The organism is Pseudomonas sp. O230, assembly GCF_045447035.1.
Lineage (GTDB): Bacteria > Pseudomonadota > Gammaproteobacteria > Pseudomonadales > Pseudomonadaceae > Aquipseudomonas.
Genome location: NZ_JBJGXN010000015.1, coordinates 21,318 through 41,571 on the forward strand (window position 1 = coordinate 21,318; position 20,254 = coordinate 41,571).

At 60.0% G+C, this 20,254-nt stretch carries 19 protein-coding genes and 1 pseudogene; 11 read left to right on the forward strand and 9 right to left on the reverse strand.

Annotation, left to right across the window (positions count from 1 at the left end; genetic code table 11):
- The first annotated feature begins 9 nt into the window (after positions 1–9).
- The 7 genes from ACI77H_RS28015 (at position 10) to ACI77H_RS28045 (ending at position 7,939) form a co-directional block, all read left to right on the forward strand.
- Positions 10–921, forward strand: a complete 912-nt coding sequence (locus tag ACI77H_RS28015; RefSeq protein WP_407015030.1) for a LysR family transcriptional regulator — start codon at positions 10–12, stop codon at positions 919–921.
- 103 nt (positions 922–1,024) lie between these two features.
- On the forward strand, positions 1,025–1,918 hold the full coding sequence (locus ACI77H_RS28020) for an NAD-dependent epimerase/dehydratase family protein (protein ID WP_407015031.1): 894 nt from the start codon (positions 1,025–1,027) through the stop codon (positions 1,916–1,918).
- A gap of 217 nt (positions 1,919–2,135) precedes the next feature.
- On the forward strand, positions 2,136–3,581 hold the full coding sequence (locus tag ACI77H_RS28025; protein WP_407015032.1) for a SulP family inorganic anion transporter: 1,446 nt from the start codon (positions 2,136–2,138) through the stop codon (positions 3,579–3,581).
- A 185-nt stretch (positions 3,582–3,766) separates the two neighbouring features.
- Positions 3,767–5,116, forward strand: a complete 1,350-nt coding sequence (locus tag ACI77H_RS28030; protein WP_407011451.1) for a gluconate:H+ symporter — start codon at positions 3,767–3,769, stop codon at positions 5,114–5,116.
- 15 nt (positions 5,117–5,131) lie between these two features.
- Positions 5,132–5,992, forward strand: a complete 861-nt coding sequence (locus ACI77H_RS28035; protein ID WP_407015033.1) for a MurR/RpiR family transcriptional regulator — start codon at positions 5,132–5,134, stop codon at positions 5,990–5,992.
- Position 5,993: 1 nt separating this feature from the next.
- On the forward strand, positions 5,994–7,451 hold the full coding sequence (locus ACI77H_RS28040) for an amidohydrolase family protein (protein ID WP_407015034.1): 1,458 nt from the start codon (positions 5,994–5,996) through the stop codon (positions 7,449–7,451).
- A gap of 119 nt (positions 7,452–7,570) precedes the next feature.
- Positions 7,571–7,939: a glyoxalase superfamily protein gene (locus tag ACI77H_RS28045; protein ID WP_407015035.1), complete on the forward strand. Its 369-nt coding sequence runs from the start codon at positions 7,571–7,573 to the stop codon at positions 7,937–7,939.
- A gap of 214 nt (positions 7,940–8,153) precedes the next feature.
- Here ACI77H_RS28045 and ACI77H_RS28050 read toward each other — a convergent pair whose 3' ends face one another.
- On the reverse strand, positions 8,154–9,017 hold the full coding sequence (locus tag ACI77H_RS28050; RefSeq protein WP_407015114.1) for a methyl-accepting chemotaxis protein: 864 nt from the start codon (positions 9,015–9,017) through the stop codon (positions 8,154–8,156).
- Between the two features lie 42 nt (positions 9,018–9,059).
- Positions 9,060–10,391, reverse strand: a pseudogene (locus ACI77H_RS28055) (methyl-accepting chemotaxis protein); the annotation flags it as partial.
- Here ACI77H_RS28055 and ACI77H_RS28060 point away from each other — a divergent pair.
- Both ACI77H_RS28060 and ACI77H_RS28065 read left to right on the forward strand, forming a co-directional pair.
- A complete protein-coding gene (locus tag ACI77H_RS28060) occupies positions 10,329–11,000 on the forward strand; it encodes a histidine phosphatase family protein (protein ID WP_407015036.1) in 672 nt (223 codons plus the stop codon). The pseudogene ACI77H_RS28055 and the gene ACI77H_RS28060 sit on opposite strands and share 63 nt — an antisense overlap.
- On the forward strand, positions 10,997–11,851 hold the full coding sequence (locus ACI77H_RS28065; protein ID WP_407015037.1) for a phosphatase PAP2 family protein: 855 nt from the start codon (positions 10,997–10,999) through the stop codon (positions 11,849–11,851). The genes ACI77H_RS28060 and ACI77H_RS28065 overlap by 4 nt, the downstream gene beginning before the upstream one ends.
- Before the next feature lie 52 nt (positions 11,852–11,903).
- Here ACI77H_RS28065 and ACI77H_RS28070 read toward each other — a convergent pair whose 3' ends face one another.
- From ACI77H_RS28070 to ACI77H_RS28100, 7 genes are all read right to left on the reverse strand, one after another.
- Entirely contained in the window at positions 11,904–12,164 is a 261-nt protein-coding gene (locus tag ACI77H_RS28070; protein ID WP_407015038.1) for a DUF6124 family protein, read from the reverse strand.
- Between the two features lie 376 nt (positions 12,165–12,540).
- Positions 12,541–13,980 (reverse strand): ArnT family glycosyltransferase, encoded by a 1,440-nt coding sequence (locus tag ACI77H_RS28075; protein WP_407015039.1) that lies wholly within the window; start codon positions 13,978–13,980, stop codon positions 12,541–12,543.
- Positions 13,981–14,058: 78 nt separating this feature from the next.
- Positions 14,059–15,081 carry a sensor histidine kinase gene (locus tag ACI77H_RS28080; protein WP_407015040.1) on the reverse strand — a complete coding sequence of 341 codons (1,023 nt, stop codon included), beginning with the start codon at positions 15,079–15,081 and terminating at the stop codon, positions 14,059–14,061.
- 10 nt (positions 15,082–15,091) lie between these two features.
- Complete coding sequence (locus tag ACI77H_RS28085; protein ID WP_407015042.1) at positions 15,092–16,552, reverse strand: RAD55 family ATPase; 1,461 nt, start codon at positions 16,550–16,552, stop codon at positions 15,092–15,094.
- Positions 16,549–16,755, reverse strand: a complete 207-nt coding sequence (locus ACI77H_RS28090; RefSeq protein ID WP_407015043.1) for a hypothetical protein — start codon at positions 16,753–16,755, stop codon at positions 16,549–16,551. Before ACI77H_RS28090 ends, ACI77H_RS28085 begins: the two co-directional genes overlap by 4 nt.
- Before the next feature lie 476 nt (positions 16,756–17,231).
- Positions 17,232–17,819 (reverse strand): hypothetical protein, encoded by a 588-nt coding sequence (locus ACI77H_RS28095; protein ID WP_407015122.1) that lies wholly within the window; start codon positions 17,817–17,819, stop codon positions 17,232–17,234.
- An 81-nt stretch (positions 17,820–17,900) separates the two neighbouring features.
- Positions 17,901–18,446, reverse strand: coding sequence for a hypothetical protein (locus ACI77H_RS28100; protein WP_407015044.1), 546 nt, complete (start codon positions 18,444–18,446; stop codon positions 17,901–17,903).
- Between the two features lie 399 nt (positions 18,447–18,845).
- Here ACI77H_RS28100 and ACI77H_RS28105 point away from each other — a divergent pair, with 399 nt between their 5' ends.
- Both ACI77H_RS28105 and ACI77H_RS28110 read left to right on the forward strand, forming a co-directional pair.
- A complete protein-coding gene (locus tag ACI77H_RS28105) occupies positions 18,846–19,784 on the forward strand; it encodes an enoyl-CoA hydratase/isomerase family protein (protein WP_407015045.1) in 939 nt (312 codons plus the stop codon).
- 32 nt (positions 19,785–19,816) lie between these two features.
- Entirely contained in the window at positions 19,817–20,239 is a 423-nt protein-coding gene (locus ACI77H_RS28110) for an organic hydroperoxide resistance protein (protein ID WP_407015046.1), read from the forward strand.
- The last annotated feature ends 15 nt before the right edge of the window (positions 20,240–20,254 follow it).

Here is a 20,254-nt window from a genome sequence, read left to right on the forward strand (position 1 = left end):
GGGGCATTCGTGAAAGCCAGATCCGATGAGTTGCAGATTTTCGTCTGCGTGATTGAGTGCGGGTCGATTTCCGCTGCGGCCGAGCAGGTCGGGCAGACGCCTTCGGCAGTCAGCCGCACACTGTCGCGGCTGGAGGCCAAGCTCGACACCACACTGATCAACCGCACCACGCGGCGCATGGACCTGACCGAGGAGGGCAAGTATTTCTTCGAGCACGCCAAACTGATTCTCGATCAAATGGCGGAGCTTGAAGAGCGTCTCAGTTCACGTCAGCAAACCCCGTCCGGGCGTCTGCGGATCAACGCCGCGTCACCGTTCATGCTGCACGCCATCGTGCCGTACATCGACGAATTCCGCCGGCTCTACCCGGACATCCAGCTCGAACTCAACAGCAACGACCTGATCATCGACCTGCTCGAACAAAGCACCGACATCGCCATTCGCATCGGCGCCCTGGCCGACTCGACCCTGCACGCCCGTTCACTGGGTTGCAGCCCGCTGCACATCGTCGCCAGCCCGGCTTACCTCGAGCAACACGGCACACCGCGGGTGGTCGAGGAACTGACCGGGCACGCGCTGCTGGGCTTCACGAATAACGAAGGCCTCAACCAATGGCCGCTGCGTTATGTGCATGGCGACCGTTGGCCGATTCAGGCGTCGATCAGCGCATCCAGCGGCGAGACGGTCAGGCAGCTGGCGCTGGAAGGGCAGGGCATTGCCAGTCTGTCGCATTTCATGACCATCGAAGACATCCGCGCCGGGCGCCTGAAGGTGCTGCTGGCGGATTTCAACAGCGGTTATCGCCAGCCGATCAACGCGGTCTATTACCGCAACTCGCAACTGGCCCTGCGGATTCAGTGCTTCCTGGACTTTATCCAGGGCAAATTGGCGGCGTACGCGAATGCGGATTTCGAGGGTTGATTCGTGACTCGTGCGCAAGAGTGAATTGGGTCAACGGGGATTTTTCAGCGCTGATGACTGCTTGATACTCGTTGCATCACTTATTCACGCAGGGAGTTTCTCCATGAACGTATTCGTTACCGGCGCTGCTGGTTTCATCGGCGGCTCCATCGCCACCGGCCTGATTCGCGCAGGCCACAAGGTCACCGGCCTGGTGCGCAGCAGTGAACAAGCCAATGAACTGAACGCGTTGGGCACCACTGCGGTGATCGGCACTCTTGACGACAGCGCACTACTGGCCGAACAGGCCCGCGCTGCCGACGCCGTGATCAACGCCGCCAGCAGCGACCATCGCGGCGCGGTGGAAGCCTTGCTCAATGCCTTGCGCGGCTCCAACAAAGTATTCCTGCACACCAGCGGTTCGAGCATCGTCGGCGATGCGTCGGGCGGCAAGTTCAGCGATGTCATCTATCACGAAGACACGCTGCCGGAACCTACTGTCGACAAAGCGGCCCGCGTGGCCATTGACAACCTGATCCTCGCGGCGGCGAACGACGGGGTGAACTCGGCGGTCATCTGCAACACGCTGATCTACGGCCACAGCCTGGGCGTCAAGCGCGACAGCGTGCAGTTGCCGCGCCTGCTGAAACAGGCACGCAAAAGTGGCGTGGTGCGCCATGTCGGCACCGGCCAGAACATCTGGTCCAACGTGCACATCGAAGACGTGGTGTCTTTGTACCTGCTGGCGCTGAGCAAAAACGCACCGGGTACGTTCTACTTCGTTGAAAGCGGGGAAGCGTCGTTCATCGACATGACCACGGCGATTGCCCAGGCGTTGAATCTCGGTGAGCCGCAAGACTGGCCGCTGAAAGAGGCCGAAGCCGAGTGGGGCTATGAAATGGCCAACTATGGTTTGGGTTCCAACAGCCGGGTGCGCGGCAAGCATGCGCGGGAATTGCTGGGCTGGGCGCCGAAGCGGACGTCGGTGGTTGAGTGGATTCGGGACGAGATGGTTTGAGTTCGCTTTAGACCGGGTCATCGTTCATCGTCGGAATGCCGCCCAGACCAAGCCCGCTCCCACAGGTTTTATGTCGTTCAAATAATTGGCGGACGACACAATCCCTGTGGGAGCGGGCTTGCCCGCGAAGGCGTTTCTGGAGTCTCGACAACTGGCCGGGCCGCCCTCAATTCCGTACCATCTGCCCCCTCTTTCCCAGTTGTGTCCAGTCCTCCCCATGAAAGCCAAACGTCTGCGCGCCGATATCCTGGCCGGACTCACCACTTCCTTCGCCCTGCTTCCCGAATGCATCGCCTTCGCGCTGGTCGCCCACCTCAACCCGTTGATGGGCCTGTACGGCGCGTTCATCATTTGCACCCTGACCGCGCTGTTCGGCGGGCGGCCGGGCATGGTCTCGGGCGCGGCCGGCTCAATGGCCGTGGTGATCGTCGCGCTGGTGGTGCAGCACGGTGTGCAGTACTTGCTCGCGACGGTGTTGCTGGGTGGGTTGATCATGCTGGCGTTCGGGTTGCTGAAGCTCGGCAAACTGGTGCGGATGGTGCCGCATCCGGTGATGCTTGGCTTCGTCAACGGTTTGGCAATCATCATCGCGCTGGCGCAACTGGAACACTTCAAGAGCGGTGACAACTGGCTCAGCGGCACGCCGTTGTATGTGATGAGCGGGTTGGTGGCGCTGACGATGGCGATTGTCTATCTGCTGCCGCGCCTGACCCGCACCGTGCCGCCCGCGCTGGTGGCGATTCTGGGCGTCGGGCTGGCGGTGTATCTGCTCGGCTTGCCGACTCGCACGCTGGGTGACATGGCGCACATCGCCGGTGGCTTGCCGACGTTTGCCTTGCCGAACCTTCCCTGGACGCTGGACACCCTGCGGATCATCGCTCCCTACGCGATATTGATGGCGCTGGTCGGCTTGCTGGAAACCCTGCTGACCCTGAACCTCACCGACGAAATCACCGAGAGCCGTGGCTTCCCGGATCGCGAATGCGTGGCGCTGGGCGCGGCCAACATGGTCTCCGGTGTATTTGGCGGCATGGGCGGTTGCGCGATGATCGGCCAGACCGTGATCAACCTCAGCTCCGGTGGTCGTGGTCGGCTGTCGGGCGTGGTGGCCGGCGTGCTGATTCTGCTGTTCATTTTGTTTTTGTCGCCGCTGATCGAGCGCATTCCGCTGGCCGCATTGGTTGGCGTGATGTTTGTGGTGTCGCAACAGACGTTTGCCTGGGCTTCGTTGCGGGTGGTTAACAAGGTGCCGCTGAACGACGTGTTGGTGATCGTCGCCGTAACGGTCATCACGGTGTTCACCGATCTGGCCACTGCGGTGCTCTGCGGGATCATCATTGCCGCGCTGAACTTCGCCTGGCAGCAGGCCCGCGAGTTGTATGCCGACAGTCACCTCGAAGCCGACGGCAGCAAGCTTTACCTGCTGCATGGCACGTTGTTCTTTGCCTCGACGACACCGTTTCTCAACCAGTTCGACCCGGCCAATGACCCGTCCGTGGTGACGATTGATTGCCGTCACCTGAGCTTCGTCGACTACTCGGCCATCGCCGCGCTCAAGACCCTGCGCGAACGCTACGCCAAGTCAGGCAAGCACCTGCGTGTGTTGCATTTGTCCGAGCGTTGCAAGAAGTTGCTCAAGCGTGCGCGGGTGAGTCACGACTGAGTGACACCGGGCAGGCGCGATGAAAATCCGCTTGCCCGATTTTCATATTCACCGACCTCGCATACCTCTGCGCGACAACCCTTACCCCTGTACGAAAATTACTTTCACCTCGTTTGAGTTTCACGCTTCGAAATGTTTTAAGAGTTTCACAAAACTTTCGACGTGACCCTTTCGAGGAGTACCGCATGACCCTGTCCTTCGGCTATTGGCTGCTGGTGTATGCCGCCATCGCCATCATTGCGCTGATCGTTCTGATCGCCCGTTACCGACTCAATCCCTTCATCGTCATCACGTTGGTGTCCATCGGCCTGGCGCTGCTGGCCGGCATGCCGCCGTCCGGGGTGGTCGGCGCCTACGAGGCTGGCGTCGGCAAGACCCTGGGGCATATCGCGCTGGTGGTGGCGCTGGGGACGATGCTCGGCAAGATGATGGCCGAGTCCGGCGGCGCCGAGCAGGTGGCGCGGACCTTGATCGACCGGTTCGGCGAGAAGAACGCGCACTGGGCGATGGTCTGCATTGCCTTTCTGGTCGGGCTGCCGCTGTTCTTCGAAGTCGGTTTCGTGTTGCTGGTGCCGATCGCGTTTACCGTGGCGCGCCGGGTCGGCGTGTCGATCCTGATGGTCGGTTTGCCGATGGTCGCCGGGCTCTCGGTGGTGCACGCCCTGGTGCCGCCGCACCCGGCGGCGATGCTGGCGGTGCAGGTGTATGGGGCGTCGGTCGGGCAGACGTTGATGTACGCGATTCTGATCGGCATTCCGACCGCGATCATCGCCGGCCCGCTGTACGCCAAATTCATCGTGCCGCGCATTCAACTGCCGGCGGAAAATCCGCTGGAACGGCAGTTCCTCGACCGCGAACCGCGCGACAGCCTGCCGGGTTTCGGCATCACCATGGCGACCATTCTGTTGCCGGTGGTGTTGATGCTGATCGGCGGCTGGGCCAACCTGATTGCCACGCCGGGCAGCGGTTTCAACCAGTTTTTGCTGTTCATCGGCAACTCGGTGATCGCGCTGTTGCTGGCGACCTTGCTGAGCTTCTGGACCCTCGGCATCGCCCAGGGCTTCAACCGCGAATCGATCCTCAAATTCACCAACGAATGCCTGGCGCCGACCGCCAGCATCACCTTGCTGGTGGGCGCCGGCGGCGGCTTGAACCGGATTCTGGTGGACGCCGGGGTCACCGACCAGATCGTCAGCCTGGCCCATGAATTTCACTTGTCGCCGCTGATCATGGGCTGGCTGTTCGCCGCGTTGATGCGCATCGCCACCGGGTCGGCCACCGTGGCCATGACCACCGCCTCCGGCATCGTCGCGCCGGTGGCCATTGGTCTGGGGTATCCGCATCCGGAGTTGCTGGTGCTGGCGACCGGCGCGGGGTCGGTTATCTTTTCCCACGTCAACGACGGCGGCTTCTGGTTGATCAAGGAATACTTCAACATGACCGTCGCCCAGACGTTCAAGACCTGGACCGTGCTGGAGACCATTATTTCGCTGGTCGCCTTCGCGTTGACCGTGGGTCTTTCTTACCTGATTTAACCGGAGCCGCCTGCCATGGACATCCTCTACCAGATCCGCGCCCGTCAGGATTCCTTCAGCGCCGGCGAAGGACGCATCGCACGGCTGATGCTCGACGACGTAGGATTTGCCTCTGCCGCCAGCCTCGATGAGCTGGCGCTGAGAGCGGAAGTCAGTACCGCCACGCTGTCGCGTTTCGCCCGCACGGTGGGTTGCCGCGACTTGCGCGATTTGCGTCTGCAACTGGCCCAGGCCAGCGGCGTCGGCAGTCGTTTTCTCGACCCGGCGGGCACGCCCGATCAGTCGGCGTTCTACGGGCAGATTGTCGGTGATATCGAGTCGACGTTGCGTCAGCACCTGTCGGCGTTCGACGAGTCGCGCTTCGCCGACGCGGTGAAACTGTTGGGCAAGGCGCGGATGATTCACGCCTTCGGCATGGGCGGTTGCTCGACCTTGTGCAGCGATGAACTGCAAGTGCGCCTGGTGCGCTTCGGCTACCCGATTTCGGTGTGTCATGACCCGGTGATGATGCGGGTCACCGCGGCCAGTCTCGGCGCCGAAAACGCAGTTATCGTGTGTTCGTTGACCGGCATCACTCCCGAATTGCTCGAAGCCGTCGAACTGGCGCGCAACTACGGCGCACGGATTGTCGCCATCACCCGGGCCGACTCGCCGTTGGCGCAATTGGCTGACGTGCTGCTGCCGCTGCAAGGCGTCGAAACCTCGTTCATCTACAAACCTACAGCGGCGCGCTACGGCATGTTGCTGGCCATCGACGTGCTCGCTACCGAGCTGGCGCTGGCCAATCCTGAAGACAATCAAGAACGTTTGCGGCGGATCAAACTCGCCCTCGACGATTACCGCGGCGGCGACGATCACTTGCCGCTGGGAGACTGACATGCTGTACGACACGCTGATTCGCAACGCCCTGATCATCGACGGCAGCAACGCCCCCGGTTACCCCGCTGACGTGGCGATTCTGCACGGCCGCATCGAGCGCATCGGCGACCTGCACGACGCCACCGCCAACGAAGAAATCGACGCCGCGGGCCGAGTGCTGGCACCGGGTTTCATCGACGTGCACACCCACGACGACACGGTGGTGATCCGCCAGCCGCAGATGCTGCCCAAGCTCAGCCAGGGCGTGACCACGGTGATTGTCGGCAATTGCGGGATCAGCGCTTCGCCGGTGAGTTTGAAGGGCGATCCGCCAGACCCGATGAACCTGCTCGGCACCTCGGCGGCCTTCGTTTATCCGACCTTCCGCGATTACCGTGCGGCGGTCGAAGCGGCGAACACCACGCTGAACGTCGCCGCTCTGGTCGGCCACACCGCGTTGCGCAGCAACCACCTCGACGACCTGTTCCGCACCGCCACCGCCTATGAAATCAGCGCGATGCGTGAGCAACTGCGCGAAAGCCTTGAGGCCGGCGCGTTGGGTTTGTCCACCGGCCTGGCATACGCCAGCGCTTACTCGGCGTCCACCGATGAAGTGATGCAACTGACCGAAGAACTGACCGCGTTCGGTGCGGTGTACACCACCCATTTGCGCAGCGAATTCGAGCCTGTGCTGGAGGCCATGGACGAGGCGTTCCTGATCGGCCGCCACGCGAACTCCCCGGTGATCATTTCCCACCTCAAATGTGCCGGCGCCGGTAACTGGGGCCGTAGTCCGCAACTGCTGGCGTCGCTTGAAGAGGCCGCGAAAACCCATCCGGTGGGCTGCGATTGCTATCCCTACGCGGCGAGCTCTTCGACCTTGGACCTCAAGCAAGTCACCGACGCCCATCGCATCACCATCACTTGGTCCACGCCACACCCGGAACTCGGTGGCCGCGACCTGATGGACATCGCCGCTGAATGGGGCGTGCCGTTACTCGAAGCCGCTCGCCGCCTGCAACCGGCGGGCGCGGTGTACTACGGAATGGACGAGGCGGACGTAAGAAGAATCCTCGCGCATCCGTTGTCGATGGTCGGCTCCGACGGCTTGCCGGAAGACCCGTTTCCACACCCACGCTTGTGGGGCGCTTTCCCACGCGTGCTCGGCCATTTCAGTCGTGATGTCGGGCTGTTTCCGCTGCACACCGCGGTACACAAAATGACCGGGTTGTCCGCGGCGCGATTCGGCTTGAAGCAGCGCGGCGAAATCCGTGAAGGGCACTGGGCGGACCTGGTGTTGTTCGATCCTGCGACCATTCGCGATGTCGCCGATTTCAATGACCCGCAACGCGCGGCGGAAGGCATCGACGGGGTGTGGGTCAACGGTGTGTTGAGTTACAGCGAAGGGCAGGCGAACGGCAGAAGGGAAGGGCGGTTTCTGGCGCGGGAAGGGGATTTGCGTGGCGGGTTTCAGTAACGATTCCGAGTGCTGCGTCACAGTGATAGCACATCGCAACTAAAGAAAGCCATCGCCAAGCCGAAGCGCTGACACTAGCCCGGCTACACTCTGGGCCTTTCCAGTCTGGGAGCAACTTCATGAGCTTCGGCAAAACCACCCCGATACTGCGGATTTTCGACGAACAGAAGGCCGTGGAGTTCTACGTTGACTTCCTCGGTTTCAAGATCGACTGGCAGCACCGTTTCGAGCCGAATTTTCCGCTGTACCTGCAAGTCTCCCGTGGCGAATGCGTGCTGCATTTGTCAGAGCATCACGGCGACAGCACGCCGGGCTCGGCATTGCGCATCGAGACGGATGAGCTGGAGGCGTTTCAGCAGCAATTGCTGGCCAAGGAATACAAATTCTCGCACCCGCAGATTCAGGCCATGCCGTGGGGCAGCCAGGACATGACCATTGCCGACCCGTTCGGCAATCGGTTGGTGTATACCAATGCGATCAGTGTGTAAGGCGGCGGGGTCGAGTTAGATCTGCCTTGGCGCCACGTAGAGCGGTGAATACCAGGACAGGCGGATCCGAATTATCTGTTGCTTGTTCGAAAGCCATCGCGGGCAAGCCCGCTCCCACAGAGTTTCATGTGTGCCGCAGAATGTGGCATCGACACAAAACCTGTGGGAGCGGGCTTGCCCGCGATGGGGTCAGAGATTCAACGCTGACCGAACGTCAAACCCGGAAATGGCTCACCATCATCTGCAACTGATTGCCCAACCGCGCCAGTTCAACACTGGATTTAGCGGTTTCGTCGCTGGCGGCGGCGGTCTGTTCGGACACGTCGCGCACGTTGATGATGCTGCGGCTGATCTCTTCGGCCACGGCGCTTTGCTGTTCGGCGGCGGCAGCGATCTGCTGGTTCATCGACTGGATGTTGGACACCGTGCGGGTGATGTTTTCCAGCGACACGCCAGCCTTGCGGGTCAGGGCGACGCTGCTGTCGGTGAGGACGCGGCTGTTGTTCATCACGGCGGACACTTGTTGCGTGCCGTTCTGCAAACCGGCCACCAGGCCTTCGATTTCCTCGGTGGATTTTTGTGTGCGCTGGGCCAGGCCGCGGACTTCGTCGGCGACCACGGCAAAACCACGACCGGCTTCACCGGCACGCGCTGCTTCGATCGCGGCGTTGAGCGCCAGCAGGTTGGTCTGTTCGGCCACGGCTTTGATCACGTCCATGACGCTGCCGATCTTGTCGCTTTCCTGTTGCAGTACGCTCATGGCTTCGGTGGAGCGCACCACTTCGCTGGCCAGACGTTCGATCTGGGCGATGGCTTCGGTGACCACTTTGTCGCCTTCGCGGGCTTCGCCGTCGGCGGCGGCTGCGGCTTGCGAGGCTTCTTCGGCGTTGCGCGCGACTTCCTGCACCGTGGCGGTCATTTCGTGCATGGCGGTGGCGACTTGATCGGTCTCGATCTTCTGGCTGTTAACGCCGGCGCTGGTCTGCCCGGTCACGGCGGACAATTCTTCGGCGGCGCTGGCGATCTGAGTGACGCCGTCGCGGATACCGCTGATCAAGTCACGCAGGGTCAAGCCCATGCGTGCGATGCCTTGCTGCAACACACCGAGTTCATCGCGGCGAGTGACTTTGACGTCCTGGGACAGGTCGCCGCTGGCGATGCGTTCGACCACGGCCAGCGTGTCGCGCAGCGGGCCGGTGATCTGACGGGTGATGATGACGGCGGCAATGATCCCGACCAACAACGCCAGCAAGGTGCTGATCAGTTGCAGGGTGCGCGCCTGGTCGCTTTCGGCGTCGCGGCGGTCGAGCTGGATCTGATACAGCTGATCACTCAGGGTCACGATGGCGGCGCCCTGATCGGTCATTTCCTTGCGTGCCTGCACGGCATCGTTGCTCGCGACTTTATAGGCCTGCAAGGCGCTGCGGTAGTTGCCCAAAGCGGTTTCCAACTGGCGCAACTCGTCTAGCTGAGTGTCGGCGAATTGCGCATTGAGTTGTTTCAGGCTGGCGATGGCGGCATCGAGTTGGCCGATGGCTTTCTGCTCGGTATCGGCGTTGGTGGTCGCGGTGTAGCCGCGCACTTCGTAGCGGGCCAGCATGAACGCTTCCTTGGCGGTGGTGATGGCCTGGAATTGTTCGAAGCGCTGATCGCTCAACGGCATTTGCTGTACGCGGGTGCTGATGGCGTTGATCAGCGAGTACGCGTTTTCCGCATTGGCGCCCATGGCGTCGCGCGCGCTGTTGCCGGCGCGGTAGGCGCTGCGCATTTTGTTCAGGGATGCTTTGTACGCCTCGATCTGCGTGCCTTGCTCCTGGAGCAGCTTGAGGTTTTCCGGGCTCTTGAATTTCACCAGCAACGCTTGTTGCTGAGCGGCAAACGCATCCAGGGTGGTCTGGACGTTCTGCGCGGCGGTTTCATCGCCGTTGGTCAGCATGTATTGCAGGCGAACCACACGCAGCTTGGTCAGGCCGGCATTGAGCTGGGTGATGTCGCTCATCCAGTTGCTGCGGTCAATCAGGCTGCCCAGGCTGGTCCAGCCGGTCAGGGCGAGGACACAGGTCAGAGCCAGGACCAGGCCAAACCCGAGGCCCAGTTTCATGTTCACGCTGATGTTGCCGAACCAGCTATTCATCAAATTCCTCCAGGAACGTTGCGCTTTTGGTCGTCGGTTGGCTGGAAGATTGTTGTTTTTGGTAGCCAAGGGTGTGTAGCAGGTCTGTATCGGCAGCAATTGCGAGAGCTGAAAGGATTTTGTCAGGCCGTTCTGTAACAAGATTTTTGCGGGGTTTAAGCTTTTTTTCACATGGGTTTCACCGACCGCCGACGCGAGGCTCTCTACCCTCGCCGCATCGAATGTCAGTGATGCATGCCGGTGAGGCGGCTTGATGTGGAATTGAGACTGAGTCTGTTCGGGTTCAAACGCTCGATTGATCTGAGCCGCTGGTCCCATTATCGAAATACCGCAGTGGTGCTGGCCTCGGTACTGCTGGTGATTCCGCTGACCGTCTGGCTGTTGCGGCCGGCTGCCGTGCCGGACCTGGCCCATGGCAATGTGGCCGGTGCGCAGGCGTTGCTATCCGGCTGGGCGAAGGGCGAGATGATTGTTTTGGTGCGTCATGTCGAGCGCTGCGATCATTCCAGCTCCGCGTGCCTGACCGGCAATGACGGCATCACGGATCGTTCGCGCAGCGTCGCGGTGAGTGTCGGCGCGCAGTTTGAACAACTCGGGCTGGAGCGGGCGGACATCTACAACAGCCCGATGATACGAACCGCACAGACTGCCAGTTTTATGTTCAACAAAGTGGGCTTCGATCAGGACTGGTTGATCGAATGCCGGGGTACGATGCTGCGTGATGCCTTGGCGCACAAAGTAGCGGGGCGCAATCTGATTCTGGTAACTCACAGCGAATGCATGGCGCAGATGGAGAAAGACCTCAAGCTACCGACGGCCGCCCTCGGTTACGGTGCCTCTTTGTTTATCTCCGCCGCCACACCACAAACACCGAAAATGCTCGGTTTCATTGAAGCTTCCGACTGGCACACGGTGACCACCCGATGAGTAACGCTATGCGCTTTTACGGCTTTAATTTTGGTATCCCGCTGGTTTGCGCGGCGTTGGTGTTCCTGCTGTTCGACATGACCACCATCGATATTGCGTTCAGCAATCTTTTTTTCGATCCGGTCACGCAGAGCTTTCCGCTCGACCAGGTGCACTTCTTTGAAAAGCTCACGCACAAATGGGCGCGGATCATTCCGAACTGGACCGGTGAAGTCGCCTTGATCGGCGCGATATTGTCGTTTGTCTGGCCGCTGATCAACACGTCAAAGCATCCGCGTCTCGGGCGCTTCCTTGAGCGCAGCAAAGCTGCACCTGTGCTGCGGTTTGCCAATAACCATCGGCGGGATTTTCTGTTTGTGGTGGTTGCGTTTGCCATTTCCACGGGCGTGATCCATTTCCTCAAGGCGCACACCAGCGTGTATTGCCCGATTGAAACGACCCTGTACGGTGGGAAAATTGCCCACATGGAGTGGTACAACAATTTCCAGTTGTTCAGGGAAGCCGGCGATGGCCGCTGCTGGCCGGGCGGGCATGCATCGGGCGGGTTCACCATGCTCGCGCTGTACTTCGTCGCGCGCCGTTACCGCTGGCGCTATTCGAAAGCGCTGATGTACGGCTCGCTGCTGCTCGGTTTTGTCTACGGCACGACGCGGGTTTTGCAAGGCTGGCACTACATGTCCCACACGTTCTGGGCCGGGATCTTCGTGTGGCTGGCGTGTTTGCTGACAGCGTTGGCGTTTTATGGGCGAGCGCGGCTTGAAAAACCGCTATCGACTGACCTGCCGTCATCAAGAGCAGGCTCGCTCCTACAGGAGACTGCGGTCGTAAGCGCAATCCGTGAGCAACAATGAAGCTATGCAGGAGCAAGCTTGCTAGCGATGAACGATAACGCGGTATGCCTGCCTACTCCTGCGGATCAACGTTATCCAGTGCCTGGTTCACCGCCAGCTCCGCGAGCATGATGATCTGCGCAATGGCCAGCGCGGTGTTGCGCTGCGAACCGTTGAGGTAGGTGGCTAAATCGCTGGTCATGACGCTGGCGGATGCCAGTGACTCGCAGGCATGGGCGAGGAGGTTTTCAGTGCCGATGTCGGGGAGGATCGTGAAAAAGGGGCTGGGGCGGTAGGGTTTGTTGGTGGGGGGATCAGGGATTAGCTTATCCATCTGAAGGTTCCTTTCGTATTCGGAGCCATCAATTCCCGATCTCACTCGGCGAAGAGGTGGCAGCTATGTGCGGAGTGAGATCACCGGCAAAAGGAACCCGGCCAGACCAAGGTCTGCCCGCACACAGCCGCCATAAAGTATTGCGGACAGCGAATAGCTGGCGGCAATTATGGGGGGACTGGCGCTCGTTTCCAATTGCTGAGCCGGGGATCTCACACCCGATCACTGAGTTTTCAGTGACAAGCAAAGACTAAAGAGCGCGCTTCCGAGCAACAACCCTAAAAATCTGTGGGCGTTTTCTTCGTTTTTGGTAGGACATGTCCTGAAATGAAGACGACATCGTTGTCGACAGTGAAGCCGCCATCGCGAGCAGGTATCACTGCCCGACAAAGTAGTAATCCTGACGACCCACCCGCATCACTTTCAGCACTTTCAAGGGCGCCACCGGTTCAGTTTCGCCCGCCATGATCGCCACGTTGGACGCAGAAGTGCTCAGAAACTCATGCAACTGCGCTTCGGTATCCAGTCCCTTGAGCACGCTTTGCGTATAGAACACGCTCGCACCGCCCACGCGTTCATTGGCCTGGAACAACGCAACGTGCTGCCCGTTGGCCTGCATCGTCTGAATCTGCTCGGTCAGCGGCAGGAAGGACAGTTTGCGATCCGCATGGGGCAGCGCCCATTGCGCGGCCGCGAGGTAGCTGCCGATCACCACGGCCAATACGCTCATGGCCAGCCCCTGACGATGGCGAGCCAGGCGACCCAACAGATTAGAGGCGCCTTCGTAAGCCTTGGCGCGTTCGAACAGAACACTCGCATACTCCGCCGCAATCACCGCCGCCGCTGGCGTCATGGACATCAGGTAAACCGTGCGCTTGCTCGACGCCAACGTCAGCATGACGAATTGCGCCAGCACCCACAGGCTGAAGAACAACAAGTAACGATTGGCCATCAGGCTTTTGCGGAAATGCCACAGCCCCAGATACACCAGAATGTTCCACGGCAAAAAGGCTTGCGGCAGTTTGGCGAGGTAGTAGTAGAACGGTTCGTAATGCCCCGCTTCGACAAACGAACCGCTGAACCGCCCGACACTGTTGGTCAGCAGCACTTCCGCCAGTGCCGGTGCGCCGCCGCGCTGATACAGCACCGCCAGCCAGATCATCAATGGCACCAGCCCCAGCAGCGTCAGCAGCCCGGGGCGTAGCCAGGCCGAAACTTTCAGCTGCCGGTCGAGCACGCTCTCGGCCAACAAGTACGCGAAGATCACCACGCCCGGCATCGCCAGGCCCAACACGCCTTTGCTCAACGTAGCAATGGCAATCCCCGCAGCAAACAGCAAGGCGTTGCCGATGTTTGCCTGGCGATGGCCCTGAAAAAATGCGAGCAGTGCCATGCTCACGCCGAGGGCGAGCAACGCGTCTTCGCCAACGCCGCGCACGTTGCTCCAGTAACTGGCCATGGTTGCCAGCAGGATGCCTGCCGTCCAGGCAATCGCGTTGGGCCGCCCGAACCGGCGCAGCATCGCGAACAGCAGCATGACACTGAACAATCCGGCCACCGCTGACGCCAGCCGCACGGCCCACGGTGTACTGCCGAATGCGCGGATGGCCCCGGCGTCGAGCCACAGGCTCAGGGGCGGCTTCTCCAGAAACGGCTCGCCGAACAACCGTGGCGTCACCCAGTCGTTATCCAGGTGCATTTGCATGGCAATCCCGGCGACCCGCGCCTCGGTGGAACCTTGCAGTTGGTGATTACCCAAGGCAAAGAAAAACAGCAGGGCCGCCAGCAGAAACAATGAAAGGGTGGGACGCGACATGGTGTCTGACTGCCGAGAAGGGATCCGGCGAGCATACGGCGCGAATGCTTAACGAATTGTGAATGCCTTGCGAAAAATTCAAATCACCAGCGGTAAGGTCACGATGAAGGTACTGCCCTGGCCGGTGCCGTCGCTCATGCCGATCACTTTGCCGCCATGCGCTTCGACCAGCTCACGAACCACCGTCAGGCCAATGCCCAGACCTGCGCCATAGAAGCCCACCGCATGAACATCCTGCACAAAGGGCTCGAAGATAAACGGCAATGTCTCAGGGGAAATACCGATGCCGTTATCGCCAATGCTTATTTTCAGCCGATCGGCTTCGGTGGTGACCGACAGCGTGACCGTGCCACCCGCCGGCGTGTATTTGGCGGCATTGCCCAGCAGATTGCCGAGAATCTGCGTGAGCCGCGAAGGGTCGCCGTTCACCGCCAACGCGCACTCGGGCAGTTCTGCACTGAATTGCAAATGGTGAGCGGTCATGACCGGATCACAGATGTCTATCGCCTCATGGATGATCTGCACCATATCGACCAGGCGGCAATCGAGGCGAAACTTGCCAGTGTCGGCGCGGGCGACATCAAGCAAGTCTTCCACCAACCGAGACATGTGCTGCACCTGACCTTCGATCAGCTGCTGCATGCGTGGCAATTCCTCACTGGGCACTCGTACCAGTCGACCGGCAATCATGCTGATGGGCGTCAGCGGATTTCGCAATTCGTGGGCCACCAGCGTGAGCACCTTGCGTTGCTGTTCCAGCGCGCGTTCAGCCGCGACCTGCAGGTGTTTTGCGCTCAGTGCGGCAATCACCAATTGCTCGTTGGCTTCGCGTATCTCCAGGTACAGTCGCTGTTCTGCCTGCGCGAGTTTCGGCCTGTCAGCCTCCGATTGCGCCGACAAAATCGCCAGCACCAATTGCTGATTGGCCTCGATCAGTTGCTCGACCTGTTGGCTATCGACGAGCTGGGTGTTGGCGTCGCTCAGTTCTTTGTTCAACGCCGCCAGCACCGCGCGCGCTTCGACGGTTTTCTGGCCGAGCAGCAACAGTTCGCGAGCGGCCGTCGCCAGCGCTTGCTCGTTCCCACCTTTGGCCTCGTTCATGATGTTTGACTCATCCTTGGTCGTTGCCCAGTCGGTGTCGGGTAGGCCGGCCGCCCAGCAGGCCTTCCTGATCCGGCAGCATTTCGCCGATCTGCAAGCCTTTATCATCGATGCGGTACACGCGCAGTTCATCGGAGTGGGCGCTGGCCCGCACTTTGACCACGGCCATGATGCGCAACAGGCGACTCTGCACTTCAATGTAGCGCTGAACGATGATCGCGTCGGTGAGAAACGCAGTGCCATAGGGGCTGAAGCGCAAATCGGTGTAGCGGTCTTCCAGCTCCGAGGTCATCAACACGCTGACCCCGGCGCTGGTGAGGGCGGTGACCATGCGCGACAGCGACTCGCGAAAGTCTTCGCGGAAGGTCGGGGCCAGCGCCAGTTCGAAACCCGATAAAGAGTCGATCACCAAGCGGGTAGCCTTCAGTCGGGCGATTTCACTCAACAGCAACTGCACGATCTCGTCGATGGACAAGTCCGGTGCGCGGCTGTCCACCAGGCCGATCTGTCCCTTTTGAATCAGATCTGAGAGCGTGGCGTTCTGCGAGTGATTGGGCCGTTGCTCGAACACCGCAATCACGCCGGTTTCGCCATTGCGCGCGCCTTCAGCGAGGAAGGTCGCGGCGAGTATGCTTTTGCCCGAGCCCGAGGGACCGGCCACCAGCAGCGAATACCCACGCGGCAGGCCACCGCCGAGCATCTCGTCGAGCTGGGGCACACCCATTTTCAGGCGCTTGATCGGGAACGCCAGCGGCGCTTCAACCTGGTTGAGTGCCGCTGGCGCGAAGACTTTGATCCCCGACGTGGCGATGCGGAACGTGTGCAGCCCCGGCAGCGTCGGCTGGCCGCGCATCTTCATGATTTCCATCTTGCGCACCATGGAGTTGCGCTGAACGCTCTGGCGCAGCCAGATCAGGCCGTCGGCCACGGTGAAAATCGGGTTGGTGTCGGTTTCGGTGAAATATTCGCCAATCAGGAAGGTGGTCGCCTGCCAAGTGGTCATCAACATGCCCAGTTGTTGAACGAACTGCGGCAGGTTGTTGTTCGGGTTGTCCTGAGTCTGGCTCGCCAGCACTACGGAGCGGAAGGAGTCGACGAACACCAGCGCCGGGGCGTGCGCCTCCACCGCGCTGACAATGCGCCGCAGCACTTCATCCAGATTCCCGGCGAGGGTGTCGTCGGCCAGGTTGATGTAGCGGATCGACTGATTGATCGCTTCGCTGTCGAAAAAGTCGAATTGCTGCTGATAACGCAGCATCTTCAGCGGCGGCTCGCCAAGCACTGTAAAGAACAGCGCCGGACGCTCGGGCGTCGCCAGGGCAAACATCATCTGATGCGCGAGGGTGGTTTTGCCGCAGCCTGGGGGGCCGGCGATCAGGTTGAACGAAAACTCCGGCAAACCTCCGCCCAGCACCTCGTCCAGTCCTGGCACACCGGTGGCCAGGCGGTTGATAGTCACTTTGGTGCTCATGGCGAATTTTCCTGCGAAGGGGTGTCGCTCAAAGAAGGTTCCCACACGCCACGAAGCAAACGCGCGGTGAGCGAGGGCCCGATCAGCGTGGTCAGTAACTCGTAAAAGGTTGTCAGCAACACTTCACCGAAAAACAACGCATCGGCTTCGCTTTGCTCAATGAGTACAGACTTGAGGGCGGACAGGTCCGGGAAGGCCTGCACACTGTCATAAGTGCCGGCCAGATGGGGATGGTTGGCAACGCACAGATGAAGGCTGCGGCGATAAAGCGCAATAACCCCATGCTGGCCGATGATGGGCTAGAGAGCCGCATCCATGGCCTGCAATATTGTAGCGATCGCTTCTGCGACGGTTGCAACGTCAGCGTTGGGGCCAACGCGGTGCGTCAGAGAAGCTACGATCTGACGGCTCTCTTCGCTAAGCGTGGACATGGCTAACTGATATCCGAAGGACTGGCTTTGATGGTACACCCTATGGGAGTCGGGGGAGTGATTTGTGTCAGATGGACGGATTTGCCGGAAAACGGGCAAAAAAAAGCCCGCGGGAGGGCGGGCAAACCGTAGTTTCTTGAATGAGCGAGCGCAATGTACCGGTTGCCGGGGCGCGAGGGGGTGAAGAAAAATTCATCTGTGCCGCGCGTCGTCCTCCCGGTGCGCGCTGAAAATTATCCAGTGCGGCTCTATCTTGGTGGCGGTGTTCGTGTTGAGCGGCTGTGCGGTGCAAAGGCACCTGTAGCAAGACGGTCGCCGTTATCAAGGACGCTGAAGGACGTGTGATTCAAACCGTTGAAAGCGAAACTGTGGTGCAGCCAGCCTCGGGTTGCCCACTGCGGCGGGAAACAATAAAAGATGTTCAACCTTGATCGTTCGTTGAACAAACATCTCTTAGAAACAGGCTCTTGTTGATTGCCGCCCACCAGCTCGCTTTTTACCTCAAAGTGAATGCCCATGACCGAGCTGTTGAACAGCGCAAAGTCGGCACCTTTGGCGGTGATGTTGAAGTCAGCGCAAGTGTTGGACGGTTCGAGGTCGACGGTCAGGATCTGGCCCGCTTTTGCGCTCAGACGGTATTGCGTGGTGAGCTGGCCTTTGATCGAGTCGGAGCGCTTGACGGTATTAGAGTCGTTCTTGAAATCGATCTGTTCGACACGCGCCGCGACCTCGGTGGCGGCGCGGCGACTCGGTAAAACGTCAATTACCGCTAGACACGTCGGTGGACGCCGAAGTGGGTTTAAGCAAAACCGCTGGTGGGGATTTTCAGCGGGCAATCAAAAAAGCCGTGAAGCTTCGATTTCTCGACGCTTTACGGCTTTGTTCAGTCTGCGCAGCAAGAACCTTTACGAGCCAGATTACTTGGCTTTCGCACTCTTGATGTCGCTGATGATTTGCTGCGCAATCGCCTGAACCTGCTTTTTGGTCATGGCCGACATCACACCTTCCCATGCTGTCGATGACGTGTCATAGGTTCGAGTGCCAATCAGGCTCCCCGATTTCAAGTCAGAAAAATCGGCACTGGAATTGACCCAGGCGTTACCCACCATAATGCCAGCGGCAACACGTGACCCGGTCGTCAGGTAGCGGAAGTTGCTCACGTTGATGGTGATGCCGACGCCATCCTTGGTGTTTGAACTCGAAGTCTGAGCCTCTGTGAGGCCGTAGCCGGCACGAGTGGCTTCTGTTTGCAGAGCCTCATTCCAGTCACGCTGCAAAAGGGGCCAGTCTTCATTTTGCTGGACCTTGCTGTTCCCTTTGAAATTGACCACCAGGTTTTGTTTCGCAGACTCCTGGATCGCCAGTGCTCCAGTGCCGCCACTCTTTACCGATGCTGCGCAACCGCTCAGAAGAGACGCGGCCAGGAGGCATGAAAGGGAGAGCAAGAACTTTGGATTTTTCATTGAATTTCCATATCCAGAACGATTGGGTGGGCGTTAAAGGTGAGTGGTGGCGATTTGATATTTAGCGGCGCGATCCTGAGGCGAAGCGAGTGATTTCGTCAAGCGGCGCGGGAGCAATCAAGTGAACCGATATCAATCATTCAGGCAAAAAAAGGCACTGGCGATCATCGCCAAGTGCCTTTTTTTCGCCCTGATGGCTTCCGACTGACGTCACTTGAAAGGTCAAGGTGCGCTGCTAACCTTGTTCATTCGGAGCTGCCGACGACAGACGATCTGTTCCGGGCCACCTCTTGATGCGAGTGTCACTCGATCGATCAAGCCGTCCCCCGCCCCTACCTCCCATCGACTCCTGGCGATATCTCCGACACCTGTCTTTCGATAGCGCTCTGGAGATACCCCATGAAACTTCAGTTGCTCAGTGTTGCGCTCATGTTCGCTGGTATGGCGACGGCCAGCATGACCTTCGCCAGCGAGACGGCCCCAGCCACCCCCTCGAAATCAGCCACGCCCGCCGTCAAACAGGAGATCAAACTCACGCGCGTCACGCCCGAGTACTGGCGCGTTACGTTCCATAATCCGCCGTACAACATCTATGGCCCGGAAACCATGCCGCAATTGGACGAGGTCATTACCGCGCTCGAGACCGACCCGAAGGTCAAAGTGGTGGTGTTCGACAGCGATGTTCCGGATTTTTTCCTCACCCACTATGACTTCGTGCCGCCACTGACGGACACGACGAGTCTGCCCAACGGCCCTACCGGGCTTCCGCCGCTGCCCGACATGCTGGTGCGATTGAGCAAGGCACCCGTTGTCTCGATCGTATCTATTCGCGGTCGCGCCACCGGCGTTGGCAGTGAGTTGTCGCTGGCCAGCGACATGCGCTTTGCCAGTCGCGAAAAGGCCATTCTCTCGCAATGGGAGATCGGCGCCGCGCTGGTGCCAGGTGGTGGCCCCATGGCTCGATTGCCGCGGTTGATGGGGCGTGGGCGAGCATTGGAAGTGTTGCTCACCGGTAACGATATCGATGGCGGCCTGGCTGAACGCTATGGCTACGTCAATCGTGCGCTACCCGATGCCGAACTCGACGCGTTCGTCGACACCATGGCCCGCCGTATTGCCCGGTTCGACAAACAGTCGATCACCGAGATCAAACGTCTGGTCGATGCCTCGAGTTTGCCACCCAACGAGGCCATCGCAGCGGAATGGGACGGGTTCATCGGCTCGGTGAAACGCCCGGCGGCGCAGCGACGGATCAAACAATTGATGGAGCTTGGCTTGCAGAATAATGCGGATATTGAAAAACGCCTGGCGCATCACACCGGCACCCTCGGCGACTGATCAACAACCCCCACCTATCAGGAGTTACTGTCATGAGCACTGCATTGGAAACCGTTCTGTACACCGCAAAAACCCACACCGTCGGCGGCCGAACCGGCACCGGCAAATCAAGCGATGGCGAGCTCGACGTGAAATTCAGCTCCCCCGGCTCGGGCAAACCGGGGACTAACCCGGAGCAACTGTTTGCACTCGGTTATTCAGCCTGCTTTATCGGCGCGATCCAGGTGGCGGCCGGTAAATTGAACGTCAAATTACCGGAGGATACGTCGGTGGATGCCGAGGTTGATCTGGGCAAAACCAATGGCGGGGATTTTCAGTTGGCGGTCAGATTGCACGTCAATATTCCTGGCCTGGAGGAGGGCGTTAAAAGAGAACTGGCGGAGGCGGCGCATCAGATCTGCCCATATTCGCGCATGACGCGGGGGCATGTGGCGGTGGAGTTGAAAGTCGTTTGACCGGGCATCTGTAGG